Source organism: Psychrobacter sp. UBA6739, assembly GCF_002453835.1.
GTDB lineage: Bacteria > Pseudomonadota > Gammaproteobacteria > Pseudomonadales > Moraxellaceae > Psychrobacter > Psychrobacter immobilis_A.
Genome location: NZ_DKHR01000033.1, coordinates 1 through 23,232, shown reverse-complemented (window position 1 = coordinate 23,232; position 23,232 = coordinate 1). Strand labels below are relative to the sequence as shown.

At 43.5% G+C, this 23,232-nt stretch carries 18 protein-coding genes; 7 read left to right on the top strand and 11 right to left on the bottom strand.

Annotated features, from left to right (window positions below):
* Nucleotides 1-95 precede the first annotated feature (95 nt).
* Together B2575_RS08030 and B2575_RS08025 are read left to right on the top strand one after the other, a co-directional pair.
* A complete protein-coding gene (locus tag B2575_RS08030; RefSeq protein WP_201553436.1) occupies nucleotides 96-1,319 on the top strand; it encodes a hypothetical protein in 1,224 nt (407 codons plus the stop codon).
* Nucleotides 1,320-1,603: 284 nt separating this feature from the next.
* Nucleotides 1,604-2,392 carry an MBL fold metallo-hydrolase gene (locus tag B2575_RS08025; RefSeq protein WP_201553445.1) on the top strand — a complete coding sequence of 263 codons (789 nt, stop codon included), beginning with the start codon at nucleotides 1,604-1,606 and terminating at the stop codon, nucleotides 2,390-2,392.
* 702 nt (nucleotides 2,393-3,094) lie between these two features.
* Here B2575_RS08025 and B2575_RS08020 read toward each other — a convergent pair.
* Together B2575_RS08020 and B2575_RS08015 are read right to left on the bottom strand one after the other, a co-directional pair.
* Nucleotides 3,095-5,044 carry a MacB family efflux pump subunit gene (locus B2575_RS08020; protein WP_227675939.1) on the bottom strand — a complete coding sequence of 650 codons (1,950 nt, stop codon included), beginning with the start codon at nucleotides 5,042-5,044 and terminating at the stop codon, nucleotides 3,095-3,097.
* Between the two features lie 198 nt (nucleotides 5,045-5,242).
* Nucleotides 5,243-6,583 carry an efflux RND transporter periplasmic adaptor subunit gene (locus B2575_RS08015; protein ID WP_201559971.1) on the bottom strand — a complete coding sequence of 447 codons (1,341 nt, stop codon included), beginning with the start codon at nucleotides 6,581-6,583 and terminating at the stop codon, nucleotides 5,243-5,245.
* 153 nt (nucleotides 6,584-6,736) lie between these two features.
* On the opposite strand from B2575_RS08015, the gene B2575_RS08010 reads away from it, so the two are divergent.
* Nucleotides 6,737-7,222, top strand: a complete 486-nt coding sequence (locus tag B2575_RS08010; RefSeq protein WP_201559970.1) for an Imm63 family immunity protein — start codon at nucleotides 6,737-6,739, stop codon at nucleotides 7,220-7,222.
* Here the strand turns inward: B2575_RS08010 and holA are convergent.
* The 3 genes from holA to leuS all read right to left on the bottom strand — a co-directional run bounded on the left by holA (nucleotide 7,196) and on the right by leuS (nucleotide 11,808).
* Nucleotides 7,196-8,269 (bottom strand): DNA polymerase III subunit delta, encoded by a 1,074-nt coding sequence (gene holA / locus B2575_RS08005; protein ID WP_201559969.1) that lies wholly within the window; start codon nucleotides 8,267-8,269, stop codon nucleotides 7,196-7,198. The two genes, B2575_RS08010 and holA, sit on opposite strands and share 27 nt — an antisense overlap.
* Before the next feature lie 58 nt (nucleotides 8,270-8,327).
* Nucleotides 8,328-9,047, bottom strand: a complete 720-nt coding sequence (locus B2575_RS08000; protein ID WP_296241077.1) for a hypothetical protein — start codon at nucleotides 9,045-9,047, stop codon at nucleotides 8,328-8,330.
* A gap of 73 nt (nucleotides 9,048-9,120) precedes the next feature.
* Entirely contained in the window at nucleotides 9,121-11,808 is a 2,688-nt protein-coding gene (gene leuS / locus B2575_RS07995; RefSeq protein ID WP_296241075.1) for a leucine--tRNA ligase, read from the bottom strand.
* A 226-nt stretch (nucleotides 11,809-12,034) separates the two neighbouring features.
* On the opposite strand from leuS, the gene B2575_RS07990 reads away from it, so the two are divergent.
* On the top strand, nucleotides 12,035-12,400 hold the full coding sequence (locus B2575_RS07990; RefSeq protein ID WP_296241073.1) for an arsenate reductase: 366 nt from the start codon (nucleotides 12,035-12,037) through the stop codon (nucleotides 12,398-12,400).
* 31 nt (nucleotides 12,401-12,431) lie between these two features.
* On the opposite strand, the gene B2575_RS07985 is transcribed toward B2575_RS07990, so the two are convergent.
* The 6 genes from B2575_RS07985 to B2575_RS07960 all read right to left on the bottom strand — a co-directional run bounded on the left by B2575_RS07985 (nucleotide 12,432) and on the right by B2575_RS07960 (nucleotide 19,668).
* Nucleotides 12,432-12,665 (bottom strand): hypothetical protein, encoded by a 234-nt coding sequence (locus B2575_RS07985; RefSeq protein WP_055124538.1) that lies wholly within the window; start codon nucleotides 12,663-12,665, stop codon nucleotides 12,432-12,434.
* Between the two features lie 12 nt (nucleotides 12,666-12,677).
* Nucleotides 12,678-13,592, bottom strand: a complete 915-nt coding sequence (argB, locus tag B2575_RS07980) for an acetylglutamate kinase (RefSeq protein ID WP_055124537.1) — start codon at nucleotides 13,590-13,592, stop codon at nucleotides 12,678-12,680.
* A gap of 82 nt (nucleotides 13,593-13,674) precedes the next feature.
* On the bottom strand, nucleotides 13,675-15,453 hold the full coding sequence (locus B2575_RS07975) for a phosphomannomutase/phosphoglucomutase (RefSeq protein ID WP_296241069.1): 1,779 nt from the start codon (nucleotides 15,451-15,453) through the stop codon (nucleotides 13,675-13,677).
* A gap of 90 nt (nucleotides 15,454-15,543) precedes the next feature.
* On the bottom strand, nucleotides 15,544-16,008 hold the full coding sequence (gene dut / locus B2575_RS07970; protein ID WP_296241068.1) for a dUTP diphosphatase: 465 nt from the start codon (nucleotides 16,006-16,008) through the stop codon (nucleotides 15,544-15,546).
* 110 nt (nucleotides 16,009-16,118) lie between these two features.
* Nucleotides 16,119-17,522 (bottom strand): magnesium transporter, encoded by a 1,404-nt coding sequence (gene mgtE / locus B2575_RS07965; RefSeq protein WP_083475673.1) that lies wholly within the window; start codon nucleotides 17,520-17,522, stop codon nucleotides 16,119-16,121.
* A 112-nt stretch (nucleotides 17,523-17,634) separates the two neighbouring features.
* Nucleotides 17,635-19,668, bottom strand: coding sequence for a UvrD-helicase domain-containing protein (locus B2575_RS07960; RefSeq protein ID WP_060490569.1), 2,034 nt, complete (start codon nucleotides 19,666-19,668; stop codon nucleotides 17,635-17,637).
* Nucleotides 19,669-20,569: 901 nt separating this feature from the next.
* On the opposite strand from B2575_RS07960, the gene ndhC reads away from it, so the two are divergent.
* From ndhC to B2575_RS07945, 3 genes are all read left to right on the top strand, one after another.
* On the top strand, nucleotides 20,570-21,193 hold the full coding sequence (gene ndhC / locus B2575_RS07955) for an NADH-quinone oxidoreductase subunit A (RefSeq protein WP_055124534.1): 624 nt from the start codon (nucleotides 20,570-20,572) through the stop codon (nucleotides 21,191-21,193).
* Nucleotides 21,194-21,313: 120 nt separating this feature from the next.
* Nucleotides 21,314-21,982: a NuoB/complex I 20 kDa subunit family protein gene (locus B2575_RS07950; protein WP_025653094.1), complete on the top strand. Its 669-nt coding sequence runs from the start codon at nucleotides 21,314-21,316 to the stop codon at nucleotides 21,980-21,982.
* A 245-nt stretch (nucleotides 21,983-22,227) separates the two neighbouring features.
* Nucleotides 22,228-23,232 (top strand): NADH-quinone oxidoreductase subunit C (locus tag B2575_RS07945; protein WP_296241058.1); only part of this gene is annotated, 1,005 nt, incomplete at its 3' end.

The window sequence follows — 23,232 nt, the reverse complement described above, 5'->3', positions numbered from 1 at the left end:
GAAAATAGAATAAAAACTCAATGTGTATTTTAGTTGTTTTTTTGTTAAATAAAGTTTAAATTATCTAACAATACTATTCGTCCGGAATTTTTATCGTGAAAACACTTAATAAGAATTTATCACTTAGTTTGTTGATTCTACTGACAGGCAGTCTAGTAGGTTGTGGCGGATCAAGTGGCAGCGATAATGCTGCTTCTAACGAACAGATAAATACTGAAAAACCGAAACCCGAAAAACCCAAGCCAGAAAATTCAAAACCCAGACCTGAAATACCGAAACCTGAAGCAGTAGAGCTAAAAGATACTTTGACCCTACCTTCATTACCTCTCAATAATAAGCCATTAGATATTGAAGCTAATAATGACGGATTGAATGACCTTAAAACAGGAATATTTGATATTGACATTGGTCGCTACGAGGATAATAACCCGCAGGGTTATAGCTGTACGGACAAGAATCGAACATATTGTACTTTTGTTAAACAGTACAAGCTGGACGAAAGTTTAAATAAAATTGTTGAACGCCATTGGATGTATGAGCCTGCATTAAAGCAATGGCTCTCAGTCAGTGATGGTATTACGGAAGACTTTTTTTATAATAGATACTTTACTGGAGATACTCTAAGCTACAATGGCAAATGGGGCAGCCGCGACGAACTTACGTTTCCTGATTATAGAAGTGATTTTAAGGTAGGCGCGGGTAAGCTGATTTTTGATAAAGGCAGCTCAAAATATGACGTTATTATTAAAGCGGTAGGTCTTCCGGGCGGGGCTAAAAGATACAATATCGACTTTATTTTAACGCAAGGTGAGGTAATAACGCTTGAAGATGTGGATTTTTTCTCAGGAAATAATCAATCAGGAGATGCCAACAAGTATTCAACATTAAAAGCGTATCGTGACGCTCACTCAAAAATTGAAGATTTGGTTTGTGCGCTTAAATTGAGTAACAGTGGACTGGTCTTTAACAAAGACATTCTTGGTGCTACTTTGTATAATATACAACCAGTTTGTACTTATGCCATCAATTATAATGTTTCACCTCAAATACTAGAAGAAGGCGTCAAAACAGTAGCTGGGAAAAAAGTAATTTATCTAAATAACCCCACTGATATGTCATTAGAGGCCTCTAAAAATACCAGTGAGCAGCAGTATCTGATGGCAATTGCATTGGGTAGTGATGGAGTTGCTCAAATGGGCCGAGCATATCAACCAGGGTTTGGCTACTCTTTAGAAACCCAGATTTATGATAGAAAAGGAATTTATCAGTATATGGAAATCACCAGTGACGATAAAGAGGCATTGGTTTTACCATTCTAATTTAAAAACAGCATGAATTAATAGGCAGTAAAAACTCAAATAAAAACCTAACATTAATGTTAGGTTTTTGCTTTTTAGCCAATGATGATTAAGCCAAAAAAAGAGCTAAGAAGCAAACCTATTTCAGATAAAGCCCATCTCAAGAAAAATAGTCACAAGCGTTCACTCAAAGTCATTACAAGTTGAATGGTGGGCGCTATACTAAATCCTATTAAGGCGCATTAAAAGCGCCTCCTATAGTAGGGATACTATAACAGTGAGCAATCATGTAGCAGGGAATGCAAATGAGTTTATGTGAAATTATACGTTTAGAAGGATATATCCAAAGTACTTATCTTGCGGTATATCCAGATAAAATCATGCTGCTGGACGGTGGTTGCCGCCCTGATGTAGCGATGGTATTAGATTATATTAGAACGACGTTACAGCGACCAATCAGCGATCTAAAAGTCGTCGTGGTGACCCATATGCATCCTGATCATGCAGGCGGCGCTCATCAATTTAGAAAAGAGACGGGCTGTATCATTGTTTCGGCAGAAAAAAAGCATCAATGGTATCGCGGTATCGGTGGGCATGCCATGCATTTTGTGGATATAAATCTTGCGCATTATGTGGCCAGACGTCAAGGTCGCTCCCTTAAAAATCTGTATTATCCTGCCCATCTTACGCCTGATATTATCGTTAAAGATGGGGATAGCGTGCCAAAATTTGATGAATGGCGAGTACTGGAAACACCCGGTCATACAGATCGTGATTTATCTCTATTTCATATACCAAGTCGGCAAGTCTATACGGCAGATTTAATTATCAAACTGCGTCATAAGTTCGTGGCGCCTTTTCCTATTTATGATCCTAAAGTCTATATTCAGTCACTACAAAGAATAAAGGCGTTAAAACCTTCTATGGTCATGATGGCACATGGATGTGAGCTGGCAATCGACGCAGAAACGTTTGATATGCTGATTACGCAAGCACCCAAGCATCCACGGACGATTAAAGACACGATTAAGCATAAGCTACTGTGGCGAAAAGACGCTGACTTCACTATTTTTAAACGAAACCGTAAAAAATAAAGTGAAATTTTAAACAAAAAAAAGCCCAGTCACTATTAACATAATGACTGGGTTTTCTAAATATGGTGGGCCGACCGCGANNTACCAACTGAGCTATCGGCCCTGAAGAGTATATAAAAAAGCATGGCTTTTTTAACTCTGCAAGTGAATTTACAACTTCGTAAATTCGGTGAAGTTTTCTAAAAGAAAGCTTCTTAAACTTTGTTACTTATTATGCCAATACCTGATAGGGCAATGTACATAACAAGCATAATACTAAATATGGTGGGCCGACCGCGANNACCAACTGAGCTATCGGCCCTGAGCGAAGATAAAATGAAGTAGTACTTCATCTGAGTGCAAGAGAATTTACATTTTCGTAAATTCTAAAAACTCTATACCTTTACTAGGTTTATATCTACTACAAGATAAATTTCCTTGAAGGCAAACTTATTAAAACTAGACATCTAAAAAATGTCTTTAAACTTAATTTTTAATATTAGGTTAATCAACATTAAAAGAGGCATTAAGTTTGTTTCAACGTTTAAAGAATTTCTATCCCTAAACGTGAGAGCACATTATATACACTATCAGGACAATTACAACCCCGTAATATAAAAAAAGTGCAATTAATGCGAAAAAATGCGTTTTTTTATATAATTTGGCTTATTGGTGGCTGTTTCATGGCAGTAAATGCCTATTTAAAACGTCAGTCGCGACGTTTTAGTCCCTAGACAGTGCTTCAACAGGATCTAATTTAGCAGCATTACGCGCTGGCAAGAATCCAAATACGACACCAATCAGTGTTGAACATATAAATGCAGCAATGATAGAGGTTGGTGAGTAAATCACTTTAAAGCTATCACCAGCAAAATTATTAATGATTTCACCAATAGCAAAGGCCAGTCCAATACCTAATAAGCCGCCCAAAATACAGACGAGTACGGCTTCTATCAAAAACTGCTGCATGATATCGTTTTGACGAGCCCCAACTGCCATACGTACACCAATTTCATTAGTGCGTTCCGTGACCGATACTAGCATAATATTCATCACACCAATACCACCAACGATCAATGAGATAACAGCAACCGATGAGATGAGCAGTGTCATAGTACCTGTCGTTGATTCAATGGTCTGACGAATAGAATCTGAGTTAATAATATTAAAATCATCTTTACCATGGCGACCTTCTATTATGTCGGAAATAGCTGACTCAGCTACACTAGATGAGACACTATCATCTAACAGTGCTATAAAACTATCAATATTTGCACTACCAGTTATACGTGACATCACAGTGGTATAAGGCATATATATGACAGGTGTCGTGCTACTTGGTCCAAAGCCACCGTCGCTTGCCTCAAGGACGCCAACCACGCGTCCAGGCACACTACCGATGAGTATGACTTCTCCGATAGGGTTATCTATATCTGCAAAAAAAGCACTCTTGGCATTGTCATCGATAATAATATCTTGACTGCGAAGGTCGATACTTTGCGAATCGAAACCTTGACCTAATGCCAGCGTCTCACCAGTGACCTCTAGATAATACTCACCAACACCATTGATGGTCGAGTCTTCCTGCACGCTGCGATAGCGTACACTAGAGCTGGTATTGACTTGAGGGCTCACATTGATAACATACGGTTGACTGCTGACCGCTTCTGCATCTTCTGGTGTGAGGTTGTCGTCATTATATTTACGTCGCGGGTCGCCTCTAGGGTAGCCGTCATTGACGGTGATGGTATTGGTTCCTAGCGAGCTAATATTTGCGAGAATTTGCTGCTGAGAGCCTTGACCAAGACCAACGATAGACACAACCGCAGCGATACCGATGATAATGCCTAACATGGTCAGCAAGGTGCGCATCTTGTGTGCACGCATGGCAAGTAAGGACATTTTAAAAGCTTCGAGCAAACGATCCACAAAACTGCCAAAGGCACTTTTACGATGTCCACCGAGGATAGATTCTGGGTGTTGAGTTGTCGGTTTATAATGCTCAGTTTTGTAATCTGCAATGACGTAACCATCTTTTAACTCAATAACTCGTTCGGCTTGGGCAGCAAGTTTGGGATCATGAGTGACCATGATAATGGTATGACCTTTAGCATTTAGATCATGTAAGATCGCCATCACGTCTTCGCCAGATTTGCTATCTAGTGCACCAGTTGGCTCATCTGCTAAGATAACATCGCCACCATTCATCAGGGCACGAGCAACAGAAACACGCTGCTGTTGGCCGCCTGAGAGCTGGCTAGGACGATTATTTACTTTTTCACCAAGACCTAGATCAGTCAAGAGCTTTTCTGCGCGATTGATTCGTGCCTCAGTGTTCATACCAGCATATACGGCAGGGACGGCAACGTTATCTTTAGCGCTAATGTCACCAAGCAGGTGGTAGCGCTGAAAGATAAAGCCAAAATGCTCTCGGCGTAACTCAGCCAATTCATCTGCCTCTAGCTTGTTTGCTGATTGGCCATAAATCTTATAGTCACCTGCTGTCGCCTGATCTAAGCAACCCAAGATATTCATTAGTGTAGACTTACCAGAGCCAGATTGCCCGATAATCGCGACCATTTCACCTTGATTAATCGTTAAATTAACCTCGTGCAATACGCGAATGGTTTGCTCTCCGGCAGCAAACTCTCGAATAATACCCGACAGCTCCATAATTGGCTTGTCAGCGGTAGCTGCAGTATTGATATTATTCGGTGATTTGGTTTCTATCGAAGCACTAGTGCTGTCAGTCGGCTGTTTAGTAGATTGAGATATAGTCATAGCAATGTCTTTAATCAAAGATAGTGAGTGTCGTGAGAAAAGGGCTAAGTTGCTCAAGCCCTTTTATCGTTAACATAGTCAAAGAATTAATTACATCCTTGGAGTACCAGGTATACGAGTACCACCACCACCACGGTTACCTGGAGCTTTGGCACTAGCTTCGCCGATGATGACTTGCTCACCTTCTTCCAATCCGCTTAAAATTTGCGCATTTACTCGGTTATCAATGCCCACTTCTACTGTGCGAGGTTCTACTGTGCCGTCATCATTTAGTACGCGTACAACCTTGCTGGTTTTTGCTTGACCTTCAGTTTGATTTCTCGCGGGTCTTTCTTGTATGGCTGCTGATGGTACAAGTAGGGTATCTTTGGCTTGATCGATGATGATATAAATCTGGGCGGTCATATCAATACGAAATAATCGCTCAGGGTTAGCTACTTCTACGTAGCCAACATAGTAGATTGCAGAATCGGTTGAGCTGGTCTTGCTAATTTCCTCGGGTGCCGGCTCAATAGCTGTCAGTGTCGCATCATACTGCTTGTCTGGATTACCGATGATATTAAAGTAGGCGGGCATACCAGCATTGACATTGATAACATCGGCTTCGGAGATTTGTGCGTTGATTCTAACAGTAGACAAATCTGCTAAAGTTACGATGGTCGGGGCTGTTTGATTGGCATTGACCGTCGTGCCTTGCTCTGTGGTCACTGAGACGACAGTACCTGATATTGGCGCGCGAATCGTTGTATAGCTAAGGTCTTCTTGAGCCGTTGCGACATTGGTTTGAGACTTTCGTAATGCTGCTTGTTGGCTATTGATGTTTGCAGTGGCTGTTGCAATGGCGGCTTGTGCTGTATCAATAGCAGCGCGGGCATTGGCTACTGATGCCTGAGCGGTAGCAACCTTTGTCGCTTGCGTATCATAATCCTGCTGCGATATCGCATCGATAGCCAGTAAGCCTTGCAAGCGCGCAAAGTCAGACTGTGCTTGTTTGAGCTCAGACTGACGGCTGGCAAGATCGGCATAGGCACTTTTTAGACTCGCTTGTTTGCTTAACGATTCTGCTTGCGCACTTTGTAGCGCGGCTTCACTTTGCTCAAGACTGGCTTGTTCATTGCTCAGGCTGTTCTTCTGAGTCACTTGATCAATCTGTGCAATCAAATCGCCTTGTTTCACCTCGTCACCCACTTCTACATAGAGGTTTGTGACCTCACCAGAAACCTGTGCACCGACATCGACGGTATTAAGTGCTTTAACTTTACCTGATGCCATGACATTGTTTTCGATATCACCAACCTCAACAGGTGCGGTTAAATAACTGGGTTTTTCTTCCTCTGGTTTTAAAAAAGTATAGGCCAAAGCCCCTAATGCTACGATGATTAAGGCGATGACACCCCATTTGATAGCAGACTTTTTGCTTATTTTGCGCATAACAACAATCCAGTCACAATGAAATCAAGTGTACATATAGTAGAGGCTTGAAGTCCAAAAGGGAATGGTAATTAGTTTAAGAAAGGTTAAGAAGTTCAGCAGTAGAGATAAGGCAGACTATATTATGGAAATAATAAACAAAGGAAGAATGTAATGTTAAACCATCAGCAAATTCAAAAAATAATTAACGATTATAGTAAAAAGATAGGGCTAAATATTGATGATGTTATTTTAAGAGATATGCCTTCTGGATTTGGTGAGCCACACTTGGAGATAAGCGGTGGCTATTACCACTATGTAATATGTGAGCGCGGTAGTGAGTTATCTAGAGAATCTTTTTTAGATGTAGACGATTTCATTTATGAGTTTTTTGAGATGGTAACGTCTAGGGTAGCAGGCGAGTATGAGCAAGAGAATAGTGTCATGAGTGAAGATCAAAGAGTTATACGCTTTAATAAGCAAATTGAACTTATGACGCAGCTAAATCATGAATGGGGTAGAAAAAAAGAAGCAGATATAACAGAAACTTTAAAAAAATTTCCTTATTCAGTTAATAACAGAACTTACGATAAGAAAACTTGGTTAAATAAGTTATTGAATTTTTTCAACCAATCAAACGGCAAACAGCCGCTTACCTGATAACTCAAGCGCTGCCTGCAATAATAACTCCCACGCTGGCTGACGCACGAGTCCTTTGATGGCTTGGTCACATTTATAAAGCAGGGCAGGCCATTCAGCCGTTTGAGTTTTTGACTGGCGACGGCAAGCTTGCTGGTACAACCCTTGTTTGCTACGCCAAATACCAAGCGCTTGCGGATCTTGCCCATCCATCAATTGCATAATTTGCCGCATGTCTTTACTAATCGCCCATAATACCAAGGTGGTTGGCTCGTCGGTGGCTTTCAGCTGAAACATGATTTTGGCGACTTGCGTGCTGTTACCGGCAAGCATGGCATCCGATAAATCAAAGACGCTAAATTGTGCATCACTGACCAACGCGGCTTGTAGATCCTTAATGTCTAAGGCAACATTGTTTGGAAGTTGTGTAGAGTGATCAGCCTGATGATTAGCCTCAATATTCTTAGCGACTAGCTGCGGCGCAAATAAATAGGAGAGCCGCCATAAGGTCTGATAAGCGCTTAGCAGATGGTGCTCAGTATGCGACATAAGCAGCTGCCACGCCTCTTGCGATAGCCGTAAACCAAACTGCTGAGCTTGTATTTGCAGTAGCTGCTGTCGTTGCTGCTCATTATATAAATTGCAATCAATGACATGACCATATTGAGCAAATGGCGTAAACCACTTGCTGCTTTGCGCTCGTTTGTCTTGCTTGGGCGTGAGCCATAATAAACTATGACTGTGCGTCCCTGTTTGAGCTTCAACGGCAAAGTGCTCAAGCTCAGTGATGACCGCCTTGTCAGGCTTATGGTTACCCGTCACGATGAGTGCACTGGCATCATCAAATAAAGACTGGCTACCAAGCTCTGACAATACTTCTTGCCAGCTCTTGACTGATATCAGCTCAATACGCTTAATCGCGTAATTCTGCGCGCGCCAATGTGGTCGCAGGGCATCGATGAGCCATTGACTGAGTAGTGGCTCATCACCATGCGCCAGCCACAAGCCCGCGACTGCAACGGAAGGCTGTAGTAGCTTTGGGTAGGCTTGTATAAAGGTATCTTGCATAGGGTAATAAGTACACAGATTGATGAAAATAAACGTGGAATGTGTTGCGCATTATAAACTATGGGTTTGGCACCACCACCGCGATCGATGTTGAGCCATTACCGCTTTGCACAGATTGTCTGACTCCAGAAGAGCTGACCTTTGGTAGGGAGATGGCGACATATTGATCAGTAATTCGGCGTGCCAAACTGTCATAGAGCCAGTCACGAATTTGATCGCCTTGCTGATCATCAGTGCTTACCGATGCTTCATTATATTGATAGCTACGCTCGACTTGGATAGGGTTGCTTAGCGTAATTGGTTTGCCATTTTCCATGGTCTGATAGCTGACATCTGCTGAAAGTACCAAGCGGATCTCTGTCAGTACACCGACCAGCTCATAACGCTTAAAACGGACGTTATTGATGGTGATAGCGGCAATAGGTTCAGCATTTGCTTGTTTGTTATTGTTCGCAACATCAGCTGCTGTCATGTTGTCAATGACCTCAACACCTAAAGTTTTTAGGCGTCTTGTCAATGGCAGCTTAAGCGGAAATGAGGTGCGATTGTCTTCGAGAATCACGGCTGTTTTGGCGACATCAAGCAGCATCGGCGCATCATAGCCACGCAGTTGAAAGCCGCAGCCACTAATAGCTGCCGTTGCACCTAGTAGCGCAAACATTGGCAGGGCAGTCAGAAAAGCCGCCGCCAGTTTTTGTCCGTTTGATTTTTTGGCAAAAGCGTCTTTTTTGCTTAAGCTGGCTTTGGGTGACTGACCTGCTCGATATTTATACGACATAATCGCTATCCTAATATTATAAAAAGGCTCAGACTAATCATTAAACTAATAAGAAGTACTGAGCCTAAAAAATCTAGCCTACCACCACGATGTTTACCAGCTTATTAGGGACGACGATTTCTTTTTTGATGTCGCCAGTCAAGAATTTTGCCACACTTTCCATTGAGCGTGCTTGTGCTTTTAGCTGTTCTGGATCGCTATTTGGAGCTACGTCCATTTTACCGCGCATTTTACCATTGACCTGTACTACCATCGTGATCATATCTTGTACCAGAGCGCTTTTATCAACTTCTGGATAATTCAAGGTAATGGTATCTAAACCCAATTGCTCAAGTAAATGTTCACCAATGTGCGGCGCATATACGGATAGCATAATCAGCAGATCCGTCAATGCCTCATGCTGTACCTGTAGGTCTTGCGTGCTATTGGCCTTAAAGCCAGTCAGCTCGTTGGCAAGCTCCATCAAACTTGATACAGGTGTGTTCAATGCCAAACGATCACCCAAATCACTATCGATTTTAGCAATGGTTTCATGAGTTTTACGGCGTAAGTTTTTGGCTTCTTTGCTTAAGCCATCAGTGCTCAAAGCTTCATTGTTCAGCGTCTCGATACTTAGATTCGCAGCAGTAAGCGCTTGCATGTGTTCAGTAGCAATACGCCATACTTTTTTGACGAAGTTATAAGGGCCTTTGAGCGCATCATCTGACCATTCTAGCGTTTGATCCGCAGGCGCGGTAAAGAGCGTATAAAGACGAACGGTATCAGCGCCATATTTATCGATGGTAATTTGCGGATCGACACCGTTGTTTTTTGACTTAGACATTTTTTCAATTTTGCCAATGGTCACCGGCTGCCCATCAGATTTTAAGATGGCTTTAATCGGTTGACCTCGTTCGTCATAGTCGATATCAATGTCTTCTGCAAAGTAGTAGGTGGTACTGCCATCCTCATTTAGGCGATAGAATGTCCCTGCCAATACCATGCCTTGCGTCATCAAATTAGCAAATGGCTCATTTCCTGACACCAAGTCTTCATCACGCATCAGTTTATGGAAGAAGCGTGCATAAAGTAGATGCATCACCGCGTGCTCAACACCGCCGATGTATTGATCGACAGGCAGCCACTTATTGGCGGCAGATTTGTTGACCATGCTTTGCGCATCATTTGGGCTTGCAAAGCGTGCATAGTACCAGCTTGACTCCACAAAGGTATCAAAGGTATCGGTTTCGCGCTCAGCAGGATTACCGCATTTAGGACATGTCGTATTGACAAATTCTGGAATGTTTTTTAACGGATTTCCGCGACCATCAGGAACGACATCAGTCGGCAAGACAACGGGCAAATCTTGCTCTTCGACAGGTACGGTGCCGCAATGCTCACAGTTAACCATTGGGATAGGACAGCCCCAATAACGCTGGCGAGAAACACCCCAATCACGGAGACGGTATTGGATTTTTTTCTTAGCAAGCTCTTGTGGTTCTAGTTTGGTCAGCATGGCTTCAAATGCTTGCTCAAAGTCTAAACCATCAAATTCACCTGAATTGACCAAAGTATTGCGTTCGGTATAAGCACGATTAATCTCAGTATCGTTCGCCTTTGCATCTGCTTCTAACGTATCGAAATAGCCGACAGGGATATCGATGACTTGTTTGATGGGTAAGCTGTATTTAATCGCAAATTCATAATCACGCTCATCATGAGCAGGGACAGCCATCACCGCGCCTGAGCCGTAGCTCATAAGCACATAGTTGGCAACCCATACTGGCACTTCTTCGCCAGTGAGTGGGTGCGTGACCGTAAGACCAGTAGCCATACCGATTTTTTCAGCTTTAGCTAGGTCTGCTTCTGCAACTGAGCCTTTTTTGCAAAGAGCACAGAATTGCGCAATCGCTTCATCATGCTCAGCCGCATACTGCGCTAGCGGATGTTCGGCTGCGACCGCCACATAAGTCACACCCATTAAAGTATCAGGGCGAGTAGTGAACACATCTAAGGTATTGGTCTCGCCAGCAAGCTCATAAGGGAAGTGTACTTCCATGCCTGCGCTACGACCAATCCAGTTGCGCTGCATGGTCAATACTTCTGATGGCCAGTGACCTTCTAACTGATCCAAATCATCGAGCAATTCGTCAGCATAATCAGTGATGTTGAAGTAATACATCGGAATGTCGCGCTTTTCGACCGCAGCGCCACTACGCCAGCCTTTACCATCGATGACTTGCTCGTTGGCTAAAACGGTATTATCAACAGGATCCCAGTTGACTGTCGACAGTTTTTTGTAGACCAAGCCTTTTTTGTATAGCTGTAAAAACAACCATTGCTCCCACTGATAATACTCAGGGCTGCAAGTGGCGAATTCACGTGACCAGTCAATAGACAAACCCAGTAATTTAAGCTGCGCGCGCATGCTGTCAATATTGGCAAACGTCCATTTGGCAGGTGGCGTCTGATTGGCAATCGCCGCGTTTTCTGCTGGCAAGCCAAAACCATCCCAGCCCATAGGCTGCATGACTTCATAGCCCTTGAGTCGATAGTAACGGCTCAATACATCAGAAATCGTATAGTTACGCACGTGACCCATATGCAGCTTACCGCTTGGGTAAGGGAACATCGACAGCATATAGCGACTTGGCTTATCGCTTGGCTCATTGCTCACTTCAAAGCGCTTGTCAGTTGCCCATTTGGCTTGCTGCGCCGCTTCTATCGCTTGTGGGTTATAATGATTGTTTTCAGCTTGGTCAGATGTCACAGTATTGCTCATAGTTGGCTCGAGATTGATTAATACGAATAAATTGGGTGAAATTTCACAATGCCATAGCATAGCGTAATTTGGCAAAAATTGCGACGATATGATAGGGCGTTTGCGCATGATGAAGAATACAAATTTGAAAATTTGAGTGGGTTTTTAATGTTTTGGTTATCATAAACCAAATACCTATAGGCTTAGGTATAATAAACAGAATAATGATCATTGATTTGGAGTTTTTATGACCATCACTATTTACGGTATCAAATCGTGCAGCACCATGAAAAAAGCTTTTACCAAACTAGACGAGCTAGGTGTCAGTTATGATTTTCATGATTATAAAAAACAAGGTATCGATAAAGAAACGGTACAGCGCTGGGTAGATAAATTAGGCATTGATAAAGTGCTCAATAAGCGCGGTACGACATGGCGCAAACTAGACGACAGTCAAAAGCAAGCGGCTGATGCTAGTCTAGATAACGCCATTGATTTGCTCCTAGAAAATACCAGCATGATTAAGCGTCCGATAGTTGAAGGTGAGCGGGTAGATAAAAATATATTACTATGCGGTTATGATGAAGCTGAGTTTGATAAAGTTTTTTCGTAAAAGAATACGGCTACCATTAATAAAGCCCGAGCTAAGAACCTCTTAGCTCGGGCTTTATAACACCTAAAATAAACCAAATCACACTTGCGAGCCATATAAGCAAGACGTAAAAGCGAATTTGTTCAGCATTCCAATCTAGTGCAAACCATTCAATGAGGAAAAATGACTTCCACCCTTCTATCCATTTTGCGCCACCATAGCCAATAATCCACCAGCAATACAAGCTTTCTAAGATAAAAAGCAGACACCAAAGCCACAATGCCATGATTTACTCCTGCTACTCGGCCAATGATGAACCTAAATCACGACTGATTAATGTACCAACCCCTTCATTGGTAAAAATCTCTAACAGCGTGGCATGAGGCACGCGACCATCGACGATCACCGCGCTTTTTACACCGCTACGTACCGCATCAAGTGCACATTGGATTTTGGGAATCATGCCGCCTGAGATAGTGCCGTCTTCAATGAGGCTGTCGACTTTCTTTGGCGTGAGTCCAGTCACGACTTCGCCGTCACGACCCAGCACACCTTTAATATTGGTCAATAGCATTAATTTCTCAGCTTGTAAAAATTCGGCTACTTTACCTGCAACCAAGTCGGCATTGATATTGTACGTATTGCCTTCGCTATCGACCCCAAGTGGCGCGATGACGGGAATAAAATCAGAGGCAATGAGCATGTTAATCACGTCTTTATTGACACTGACCACATCACCGACAAACCCTAAATCGACGGGCACAGCAATCCCATCTGCGCCAATTTTTTCCATCATCAGTTTTTTGGCTAGGATTAAATTGGCATCTTTACCCGTCAAACCGATAGCGCGGCCACCGTGCTTGTTGATTAAGCTAACAATAGATTTGTTGACGCTACCACCCAAGACCATCTCGACGATATCCATGGTACTTTTATCGGTGACACGCATACCATCGATACGGTCTGACTGACGCCCCAACTCTTTTAATAAGTTATCCACTTGTGGACCACCGCCATGCACGACCACAGGATGAATGCCAACAGTTTTTAACAAGACGATGTCGCGGGCAAATGAGCTCTCAAGCGCAGGATCCGTCATCGCATTGCCGCCGTATTTGACCACGATAAGCTTATCGACAAAGCGCTGGATATAAGGCAGCGCTGTGGTCAATACTTCAGCAGTGTTTTTGGCATCATCTAAATTAAGCGTCATTATAAACTCCTAAGTTATGGTATTAAAAAGTCATATTTTTATTTGACAGCAACTACTTTGACGGTAACTATTTTGCTCAAAACTATTCGGCAGGAATAGCGACAATTTGTTCCGCCAGTTTTTTATCAAATGGGCGACATAAAGCGGCAAATTTTGCTTGAATGTCGCGTAAGTCTTCTATGCTATCACCAGCAAAGCGTGCGGTAAGATTGTGACTGGTATTTGATTGGCGGAGCACCCCAAAACCATGGGCGAAATCCAAACGCACGCCATCAATACAGCTCAGCTTCGTCCCCACTGGCAATAAGCATTTGGCTTGCTTGGACGTCACATATTGCCGACTCATCGAACAACGGCAAAGCGATGGCTGGCTAGTAGCTATCCAATGATCACCAGAATCTTTTGCTACAGTCGCTTCCACGAGCTGGCGTAAATACTGACAAAATTTGGTCAGCTGCTCGACGATAGTATCGTCTTTTTTAAGGGTTTTAGGCATCGGCAAATAATGATCCGCCGTACTGACCATAGCAGGCAATTGCTCTGTAATATCAGTCAGAGATTTTTCACCCTGAGCATCGTAAGCCGCTAGCCAATGCAGCAATCGCAAGGCCGCGTACATGGCGTCATCATAAATAATAAAGCGGCTATCGTTAAATATGAAATGCCCTGACAATTCACCCGCAAAGACAATTTGACCAGCAGATTGCTGCATCTGTCGGCGCATAAAGCTGCTGCCCGTTTTACTGAGCACAGGTGTTGCGCCAAGCTCAGACAAGAGTTTCGGTAGATGATGGGAGCATTTAATATCAAAAAGGATTTGAAAAGGCAGTTGTGAATGGTCTGGGCTTTTAGAACACAGCGATTCGGGGTGTTCGGTCAGCGCCACTTGCGCTAATAAATATAGCAAGTGATCGGGCGTGACAACTTTACCGCTATTATCAACGATCATTAAGCGGTCGCCATCGCCATCAAAAGCGATACCTATATCTGCTTGATGTTGACGCACACTTCGCTGTAATTGTTTAAGACGGTGTGGTTCAGTGGGATCTGGATTGCCAGAGGGAAAACTGCCATCTGCGATGTCATTAATCATGATGACTTGCTGGCAAAAATGCTCAAATAAACGCTGGGCAATATTACTGGTCGCGCCATGCATACAGTCTATGACGATTACTACATCAAGGGTGCCAGATGGTTGTTGGTTATCTTTAAGAAGTAGTTTATTAGAGGGATGGATTTGCTTAAAAACTTGAGCGACAGCCTCAATATAAGTCGTCGTGACTTGTGCATCAGATAAATTGAACGGCTGATTGAAAATAGATTTAGCAATTGTATTTTTCAGCGTATTTTGAGCATCAACCTGTGCTTGAGAGTGATTGAGGTGGCAGGCATAGTTAGCCCGTGTTTTTTGCCAAAGCAACTGAATCTCTGCATGGCTCGGAGATTGATGGTTGACCAACCATTTAATACCTAAAATGTCTTTAGCAGAATGACTGGCGGTGACGATAATGCCATGACCAGAATATTGCTCTGCCCAAAAAACCATCATGGGGGTAGTAATTAACCCCAGCTGGATAACCTGTAGGCCATATTCAATCATTATATTAGCCAATCTCTGAGCGATAATATTACTACCGAGACGCACATCATAACCAAGCACAATGACGGTTCTTTTACGGTCGATACTTGGTTTTGGCAGGCAGGCTTTGACAGGAGCTGCTGTTGGGTTGCAATCTGCGACACTATAAAGCTGAGCAAATGCCTTGCCCAATGCTTGAATAAAGTCAGTGGTAAAATGCTGGCGTGAACCACGAATATCATAAGCACGAAATAAGCATTGCTGCGCAGCAAAAGACGGCATCGCTTACTCTCCTTATGGCGTGATTCACGTGATGATGATTTTGTGATGACTAAAAGATAATTAACATGGCAAATCAGTAATGACGACTGATTATTGGCGGCCTGAATGTCCAAAGCCGCCTGCACCGCGTGCACTGGTATCACTAAACTCTGATACCACTTCAAAATCAGGGCGGGCAACGGGTACGACGACATATTGTGCCATACGTTCCGCAGGATTCAACACAAAGTCTTCATTACTACGATTCCAAATACTGACCATCAGCTCACCTTGATAATCGGCATCAATCAAGCCAACCAAATTACCCAAGACGATACCGTGCTTATGACCAAGACCTGAGCGCGGTAAAATCATCCCTGCAAAGTTAGGATCTTGGATATAAACCGCCAAACCAGTACCAATTAAATGCGTGGCACCTGCTTTAATCGTCAATGGCTCATCAATACAAGCGCGCAAGTCGATACCAGCGCTGCCATCAGTGGCGCGTGTCGGTAACGAGAACGCTTTATCTTCAGTAATTTTGGGGTTTAATACTTTAACTTGTACAGCTTGCATAACGCACTCACTTAACGGTTGGATAGTTTCTAAATAATATTGTTTCTAAATAAGATAATTTCTAAATAATATTGCTTCTAAATAATATTGTTTTAACGTTGGCTATGTGATTATAGTATCAACACACTTGCCAAACCTAAGAATGACATAAAGCCGACGATATCCGTCACAGTGGTTAAAATAACCGAGGCGGATAGGGCAGGGTCAATATTCATGCGTTTTAGGAGCAGTGGAATACTAATGCCCGAAACGTTAGCAGCAGTCATATTAATCGCAATGGCAAAACCAATGACGGCGCTAATTTTAATGTCATGAAACCATAATTGGGCAATAATCGCCATGATTATCGCCCATATGATACCGTTTATCGCGCCAACCCACAGCTCTTTATTTAATAACCACAAACGGTTGGAACCACCGATTTGACCCATCGCCATACCGCGAATGACGACAGTTAATGTCTGAGACCCGGCAATACCGCCCATACTAGCAACCACAGGCATGAGTATCGCCAGCGCCACCACTTTTGCCAGTACCGCCTCGAACTGACCAATCACAGCGGCAGCCAATAAGGCGGTACACAAGTTAATGCCCAGCCAAATACTGCGGCTTTTGGCACTGGTTAAAATAGGCGCAAACAGCTCTTCATCTTGGCTGACACCCGCGAGGTTTTTCATGGTGCTATCGACATCATCTTGGATAATTTCCATGATGTCCTCGCCATTTAACTGACCGACCAATTCACCGTGGCTATTAATAACGGGGGCAAAACGAATATCCTCTGAGCGGAAAATCGCCGCGGCATCTTGGATGTCTAAGCGATCATTAATGGTGATGGCGTTATCAATCAATTCTGAGACTAAAGTAGTTTGATCGTGTTTAATCAAATCGACCAGACTGAGCAGCCCGAGTAATTGTTGGCTTTGATCGACGACCAGCAGCTCTTGGCTTTCATCATCGAGCAAATCGTCATTTTCTCGTAGCCAGTTCTGTACTTCTGCAAGGGTGATATCATCCCTAATCTGAATGAGGTCAGGATCCATGTAACGACCGACTTCCCAGTCAGCATAGGTATCGAGCTTATTGACCTGCACTCGGATGTCTTCATCCAAGGTTGCCATGACCGAGGTACGCACACTTTCGGTGACGGTGTCTAAAATCTCAGAGATGTCTTGCGCATCAAGGTCTTGGGTAAATAAGGAAATGTCTTTCGATGAGACGTTTTCTAACAGCGGCTGGCGTGTATCAAACTCTAACTCGGCAAGTACTTCGCCTTTGATATTTTCTGGTACTTGTGCCCAAATCAATAAGCGATTTTGGCTAGGGAACGATTCTAATAGGCTCGCAATCTCATATTTGGACTGCTTTTCTAAAAACTCAGTAATCGCCTCGTATGCCTTGTCAGCAACCAAACTTTGCAGGTATAGAAGCTTATATTCGCCGCTATACTCTGCTGGATTGTAATCTCCCTGTAGCGTAGATGGTCGTTCCTGATCAGGCATAGGGGTAGGCATAAAGGTTCCAAAGTTTTTAGAAAGTATAAATAATAACAAACACTAAAATGTCGAATAAGTGCTAATTTCTCATGTCGCTAACTGATGATGCTCTCAAGCGTTGAGCCTAACGCTAACGATTACCCAATAAAGCGCGAATATTAGCCAAGTATTCATCAGCAACAGCTTCTGGGTCTTTAGTCGCTTTTTTCTTTTTCGCCTTGGCTGGCCAGTCGATATGCTCTTCTGGTAACTCATCTAAGAAGCGCGATTCAGAAGTGACACGCATCTGTCCGCCTGCACGGCGCTGAGTCGCTAGCGTCAATGTCAGCTCTCGACGCGCACGAGTAATGCCCACATACATTAAGCGCCGTTCTTCTTCGACCGTCTCGCTTAATATAGAGTTGCGATGCGGTAGCATTTCTTCCTCAAGCCCCATGATATACACAAAATCAAATTCCAAACCTTTTGCTGCATGCAAGGTCATCAAGTTAACCTTGTTGGTATTTTCTTCTTCTTGCTGTTGCTCGAGCATATCTAGCAACACCAGCTTACGAATGATGGTATCAATGGTGCGATCTTCGTCTTCTTCGGCGCGATTAATCAGTGATTGAATACTAGTGTAGAGCATATCAATATTATCGATACGGTTTTTTTCTTGTTGCGGGGTTTTGGCGTCGCTACGCACAAAGTCGATATAACCCGTTTCATCAATCATCTGACGAACGATAGGCACAGGGTCAGGATGCTGATCCAGCTCACGCGTATAATGTTCAATAAACTCACCGAACTCCTTTATCGTACCATAAGCCTTCGACGGTAAAACATGCGCGAGCCCTGCGTGGGTACAAGAAGCGAGTAGCGAGATGCTATGCTCTTGTGAAAATAAGCCTAACTTTTCTAGCGTTGCTGGCCCCATTCCACGCTTAGGCGTATTGATAATACGCAAAAACGCACTGTCGTCTTCAGGGTTCAAAATCAAACGCAGATAGCCCATGATGTCTTTGATTTCACTACGCGCAAAGAACGACTGACCACCCGATAATTTATAAGGCACTTGCAGTTGACGCAACTGCGCCTCTAGCATGCGCGCCTGAAAGTTACTGCGATAAAGAACGGCATATTGCTCCCACTCATTACCGAAACGCAGTTTATGAGTAACAATCTCTTTTGCCACACGCTCAGACTCATCATCATCATTACGACAGTTAATAATGCGAATTTTTTCGCCTTGACCTTTATCTGACCAGAGTTTCTTTTCAAATAAATGCTCGTTATTGGTAATAACGGCATTGGCAGAAGTCAAAATACGCGTGGTCGAGCGATAGTTTTGTTCAAGCATGACGATTTTTAATTTTGGGAAATCTTCTTTGAGTAGCGCCATGTTTTCCGGTTTTGCACCGCGCCACGCATAGATAGATTGATCGTCATCGCCCACGACGGTAAAACGCCCTTGCGGTCCGACTAAGTATTTAATCATCTCATACTGGGCGGTGTTGGTATCTTGATATTCATCGACGAGCAAGTAACGAATACGGTTTTGCCACTTATCGCGCAGCTCTCTGTTTTCACGTAATATCTTGGTCGGCAGGACAATCAAATCATCGAAATCAACAGCGTTATAAGCCCGCAAATTGCGCTCATATAAGGCATAGAGGGTCGCGAAGATCATGTCTTCTGGATCGTCTAAGGTTTCCATCGCCTTATCCGGCTCAATCAGATCGTTTTTCCAGTCAGAAATCATTTTAATGGCTTTGCCGACCAATTCACGACTTTCAGCGCCGCTTAAATTGTCACGCATCATCAGCTCCATCAGCAAACGCTTACTGTCGTCACTGTCCATAATGGAGAAGTTACCCTTGAGCGGTGTATGAATCAGCTCATAACGCAAAAACTGTAGCCCAAATTGGTGAAAGGTAGACACCGTCAACCCGCGAGTTTTTTCACTCGGCAGCAATTTACTGACACGGGCTTTCATCTCGCGCGCCGCTTTATTGGTAAAGGTCACCGCGGTGATACGCTCGGCTGGCATGTTGCATTCTTCGATTAGATACGCAATCTTGCGGGTAATCACCGATGTCTTACCGGAGCCGGCACCTGCTAGCACAAGCAATGGACCGGATACGTAAAGCATCGCTTCTTGTTGTTTGGGATTAAGTTGACTCATAAGGTGACCTGTAAGACAAAAGCAAAAAGAAAGCAAAAAAGGCGAGTGTTGATATCAAGCGTTGCTAAGTAAGATAAAAACGGCACGTATGAGGCAGATCGATAGCGCAAGACGGCAACATAGCATTATAGTTTGTTGCATCATCTTGATATCAAAACATAGCGTCGATAAGGTTAATCAACCTATCCGCTAATCACGCTCATGACCGTTAATATTTTGTGACAATTAATCAAGAGAGCCATCGTTAAAACAGCCGCTGATACTACCATGCAATTAGGCGGGTTATTATAAAGCAAAAACTGTCACATTGGGGAGGAGTTCAAGGATCGGCACCCAGTAAAAAAGCGTTAATTTTTCGTGACTTATACTATATATACTAGCGTCGACTCAAAAATGTGGATTTGGGCTTAATATAAGGTAACGTCTATATCATAATTCATGGCAAAAAAAACATGTTTCTTTCACCTATAAAGTGACCGTTCAATACAGTTAAAAACTAGCTTTTAGGCACTGATATGCGTATAGTACGTAAATAATTTATGCCAGTTGTCTCGTCATTGTTGACCACGTGTAATGAGCTATTAAATCAATTAAATAAACTATCGAATATGATATTGATTTAATACGTTGATCTTACGTTGTTAGAAGATGCGTTAGGCGACCAGCCTTTCTCCGTTATACATCGGAGTATCTATAGTTGGTCATGTCTGACATCGTCGTCAATAAGCTTGATAATTGGTTATTACCAGCACAGTATCTATATGAGCCATTGAGTTATTAAGACCCAATGGCAGTTACTTTGTGTTTTCGTCTGCGTTATGCCAGTCGCTATTACCACTCTATAGTTTGTGAGTATGCGCGCTGCGCTTGACACTCGATTGGGTGAGGAGCACGTATTATCATGTCTGCTTTTAATTGGTCAGCCATTGCTTTTATCTTAGCCGCCATTGGGCTAGTGGTCTTTATGCTGGTTGTGCCGCGTTTGCTTGGCGGTCGCTCTCAGGGCTCACAAAAAGAAGAAGTATTTGAAGCGGGTGTTGTCGGAGCTGGCAACGCCCGTATTCGTTTGTCTGCCAAATTCTATTTGGTGGCAATCTTCTTCGTTATCTTTGATTTAGAAGCACTATATTTGTACGCTTATGCTGTTTCAGTACGTGAAGCAGGCTGGCTGGGCTTTGCCGCTGCCGCGATATTCATTACCATCTTGATTATAGGCTTGGTATACGAGCTCAGTCTGGGTGCGATGAATTGGGCACCATCGGACAAGCGCCGCAAGCAACCACGTCTATATGCAGCTCCAGCAGGTTTTAATTTGGCAGATATTACGCAGTTTGATGGCGTCGATGAGCTGATGGTCGATCCAACTGGCAAGATACCAGCCCAGTCTTCAGGGCAGATTAATGTCTCGAACAATATCGAGACCAACCGTCGTCACTTGCAAAATATCGATCATATTAATACTACTGGTAATGTGACTTCCATGGATTTTGCTACATCTGCGCAACAAGACAAAGTCAAACGCTAATTGCTTTTGACGGTCTTGTGGCACATTACTGCAAAATGGTCGCTTATTAATAATAGAAGTTAAGGCGATAGTGAAAGCAAGATGATTGCTGCGCTTCGCCTAATATAAAGGTTGTATGTTATGAAATACACATTAACAAAAGCCAACCCTGATGCAGATGTCTATCCTGCACAGACCAGTCAAACGGTCAATGATCCAATCGAAGACGAAGTGAATAAAAACGTCTTTATGGGTCGTCTCGAAGACCTCGTCCATTCAACAGCAAACTGGGGGCGCAAGCACTCACTTTGGCCATTTAACTTTGGTACCTCTTGCTGTTATGTCGAATATGCCACCACCCTAACCGCCGTTCATGATTTGTCACGTTTTGGTGCCGAAGTCATTCGCGCGTCGCCCCGTCAGGCGGATGTGATGATCGTTGCTGGTACTTGTTTTGTCAAAATGGCACCGGTTATTCAGCGCCTGTATGAGCAAATGCTTGAGCCAAAATGGGTTATCTCGATGGGCGCCTGTGCCAACTCTGGCGGTATGTATGATATCTATTCGGTCGTGCAAGGCGTGGATAAAATTATCCCTGTTGATGTCTATGTGCCCGGTTGTCCGCCGCGTCCAGAAGCGTTGATCCAAGGCTTGATGTTGCTGCAAGAGTCGATTACTAAAGAGCGTCGCCCGCTAGGTATTCATGTCAATGATCAGGGTATTTATCAGCCACAAATGACGCCTGAGCGTGACCGTAAGCAAGCAGATCGTATCGCTGTGAAAAACTTGCGTAGCCCAGACAGTATTTAATCAGCGAGCCTGTAGCCAAACTGCATGTGATAAACAGCATTTAGGCATAAATTATTTGGCTATATCATGTTTTAGTTTGGCTCAATCATACACAATCCGTAAAAGTGCTCAGTACGCATATATTCATCGTAGTTCGCTTATGTTTAGCGTAGTTCAGTTATGATTAACATGGTTCAGTTATGATTAATGTAGCTCGGTTAGGCTCAACATAGCTCAATGATGATTAATGAAGGAATACATCATTCATGGTCACGGTAGTCGAAAACATAGATCCTAACATTAAGCCTGTTCCAGCGGTTATCACCGAGCTGGAGCAGAAGTATGCCGGTAAGTTTGTCGTGCAGCACACTGTGGATGAGATTCCAACGGTTTGGGTGGCACGTGCTGATTTGCTGGATATTCTTCTATACCTGCGTAAATTACCCCAGCCATACGTCATGCTATTTGACTTGTCAGCGATAGATGAGCGTCTGCGTCAGCATCGCCAAGGGTTGCCTGACAGTGACTTTACAGTGTTTTATCACCTAATGTCGCTTGAGCGTAATAGTGATGTGCGTATTAAAGTCGCGCTGAGTGAAGACGATGTCAATGTACCGAGCGCTACGCAGATTTGGCCAAATGCCAACTGGTACGAGCGTGAAGTGTGGGACATGTTCGGTATTGTCTTTACCGGTCATCCGCATTTGACCCGTATTCTATTACCAAAATACTGGGAAGGTCATCCACTGCGTAAAGAGTATCATGCGCGTGCAACGGAATTTACCCCGTACTTCTTGAACACTGCCAAGCAGCAATACGAGCAAGAAAACTTGCGTTTTGTCCCAGAAGAGTGGGGCATGAAGCGTTCAGGTCGTGATGAAGACTTTATGTTCTTGAACATCGGTCCTAACCATCCTTCTGCTCACGGTGCATTCCGTTTAGTACTACAGCTTGATGGTGAAGAAGTCGTCGATTGTATCCCTGATATCGGCTATCACCATCGCGGCGCAGAGAAGATGGCTGAGCGTCAAACTTGGCATTCATTTATTCCTTATACCGACCGTATCGATTACCTCGGTGGCGTGATGAATGAGCTGCCGTACATCATGTCGGTTGAAAAGCTTGCTGGAATTACGATTCCACCGCGCGCTGAAACCATTCGCGTGATGATGAGCGAGTTTTTTCGTATTACCAATAACTTACTGTTTGTTGGTACGTTTATTCAGGATGCGGGCGGCATGACCCCGGTATTCTATATGTTTACCGATCGC

What these genes read in the sequence shown, in the direction of transcription:
- B2575_RS08025 (WP_201553445.1), top strand. Translation starts at nt 1,604, where the DNA reads ATGAGTTTATGTGAAATTATACGTTTAGAAGGATATATCCAAAGTACT.
- B2575_RS08020 (WP_227675939.1), bottom strand. Translation starts at nt 5,044, where the DNA reads ATGGAGCTGTCGGGTATTATTCGAGAGTTTGCTGCCGGAGAGCAAACC.
- B2575_RS08015 (WP_201559971.1), bottom strand. Translation starts at nt 6,583, where the DNA reads ATGCGCAAAATAAGCAAAAAGTCTGCTATCAAATGGGGTGTCATCGCC.
- B2575_RS08010 (WP_201559970.1), top strand. Translation starts at nt 6,737, where the DNA reads ATGTTAAACCATCAGCAAATTCAAAAAATAATTAACGATTATAGTAAA.
- holA (WP_201559969.1), bottom strand. Translation starts at nt 8,269, where the DNA reads ATGCAAGATACCTTTATACAAGCCTACCCAAAGCTACTACAGCCTTCC.
- B2575_RS08000 (WP_296241077.1), bottom strand. Translation starts at nt 9,047, where the DNA reads ATGTCGTATAAATATCGAGCAGGTCAGTCACCCAAAGCCAGCTTAAGC.
- leuS (WP_296241075.1), bottom strand. Translation starts at nt 11,808, where the DNA reads ATGAGCAATACTGTGACATCTGACCAAGCTGAAAACAATCATTATAAC.
- B2575_RS07990 (WP_296241073.1), top strand. Translation starts at nt 12,035, where the DNA reads ATGACCATCACTATTTACGGTATCAAATCGTGCAGCACCATGAAAAAA.
- B2575_RS07985 (WP_055124538.1), bottom strand. Translation starts at nt 12,665, where the DNA reads ATGGCATTGTGGCTTTGGTGTCTGCTTTTTATCTTAGAAAGCTTGTAT.
- argB (WP_055124537.1), bottom strand. Translation starts at nt 13,592, where the DNA reads ATGACGCTTAATTTAGATGATGCCAAAAACACTGCTGAAGTATTGACC.
- B2575_RS07975 (WP_296241069.1), bottom strand. Translation starts at nt 15,453, where the DNA reads ATGCCGTCTTTTGCTGCGCAGCAATGCTTATTTCGTGCTTATGATATT.
- dut (WP_296241068.1), bottom strand. Translation starts at nt 16,008, where the DNA reads ATGCAAGCTGTACAAGTTAAAGTATTAAACCCCAAAATTACTGAAGAT.
- mgtE (WP_083475673.1), bottom strand. Translation starts at nt 17,522, where the DNA reads ATGCCTACCCCTATGCCTGATCAGGAACGACCATCTACGCTACAGGGA.
- B2575_RS07960 (WP_060490569.1), bottom strand. Translation starts at nt 19,668, where the DNA reads ATGAGTCAACTTAATCCCAAACAACAAGAAGCGATGCTTTACGTATCC.
- ndhC (WP_055124534.1), top strand. Translation starts at nt 20,570, where the DNA reads ATGTCTGCTTTTAATTGGTCAGCCATTGCTTTTATCTTAGCCGCCATT.
- B2575_RS07950 (WP_025653094.1), top strand. Translation starts at nt 21,314, where the DNA reads ATGAAATACACATTAACAAAAGCCAACCCTGATGCAGATGTCTATCCT.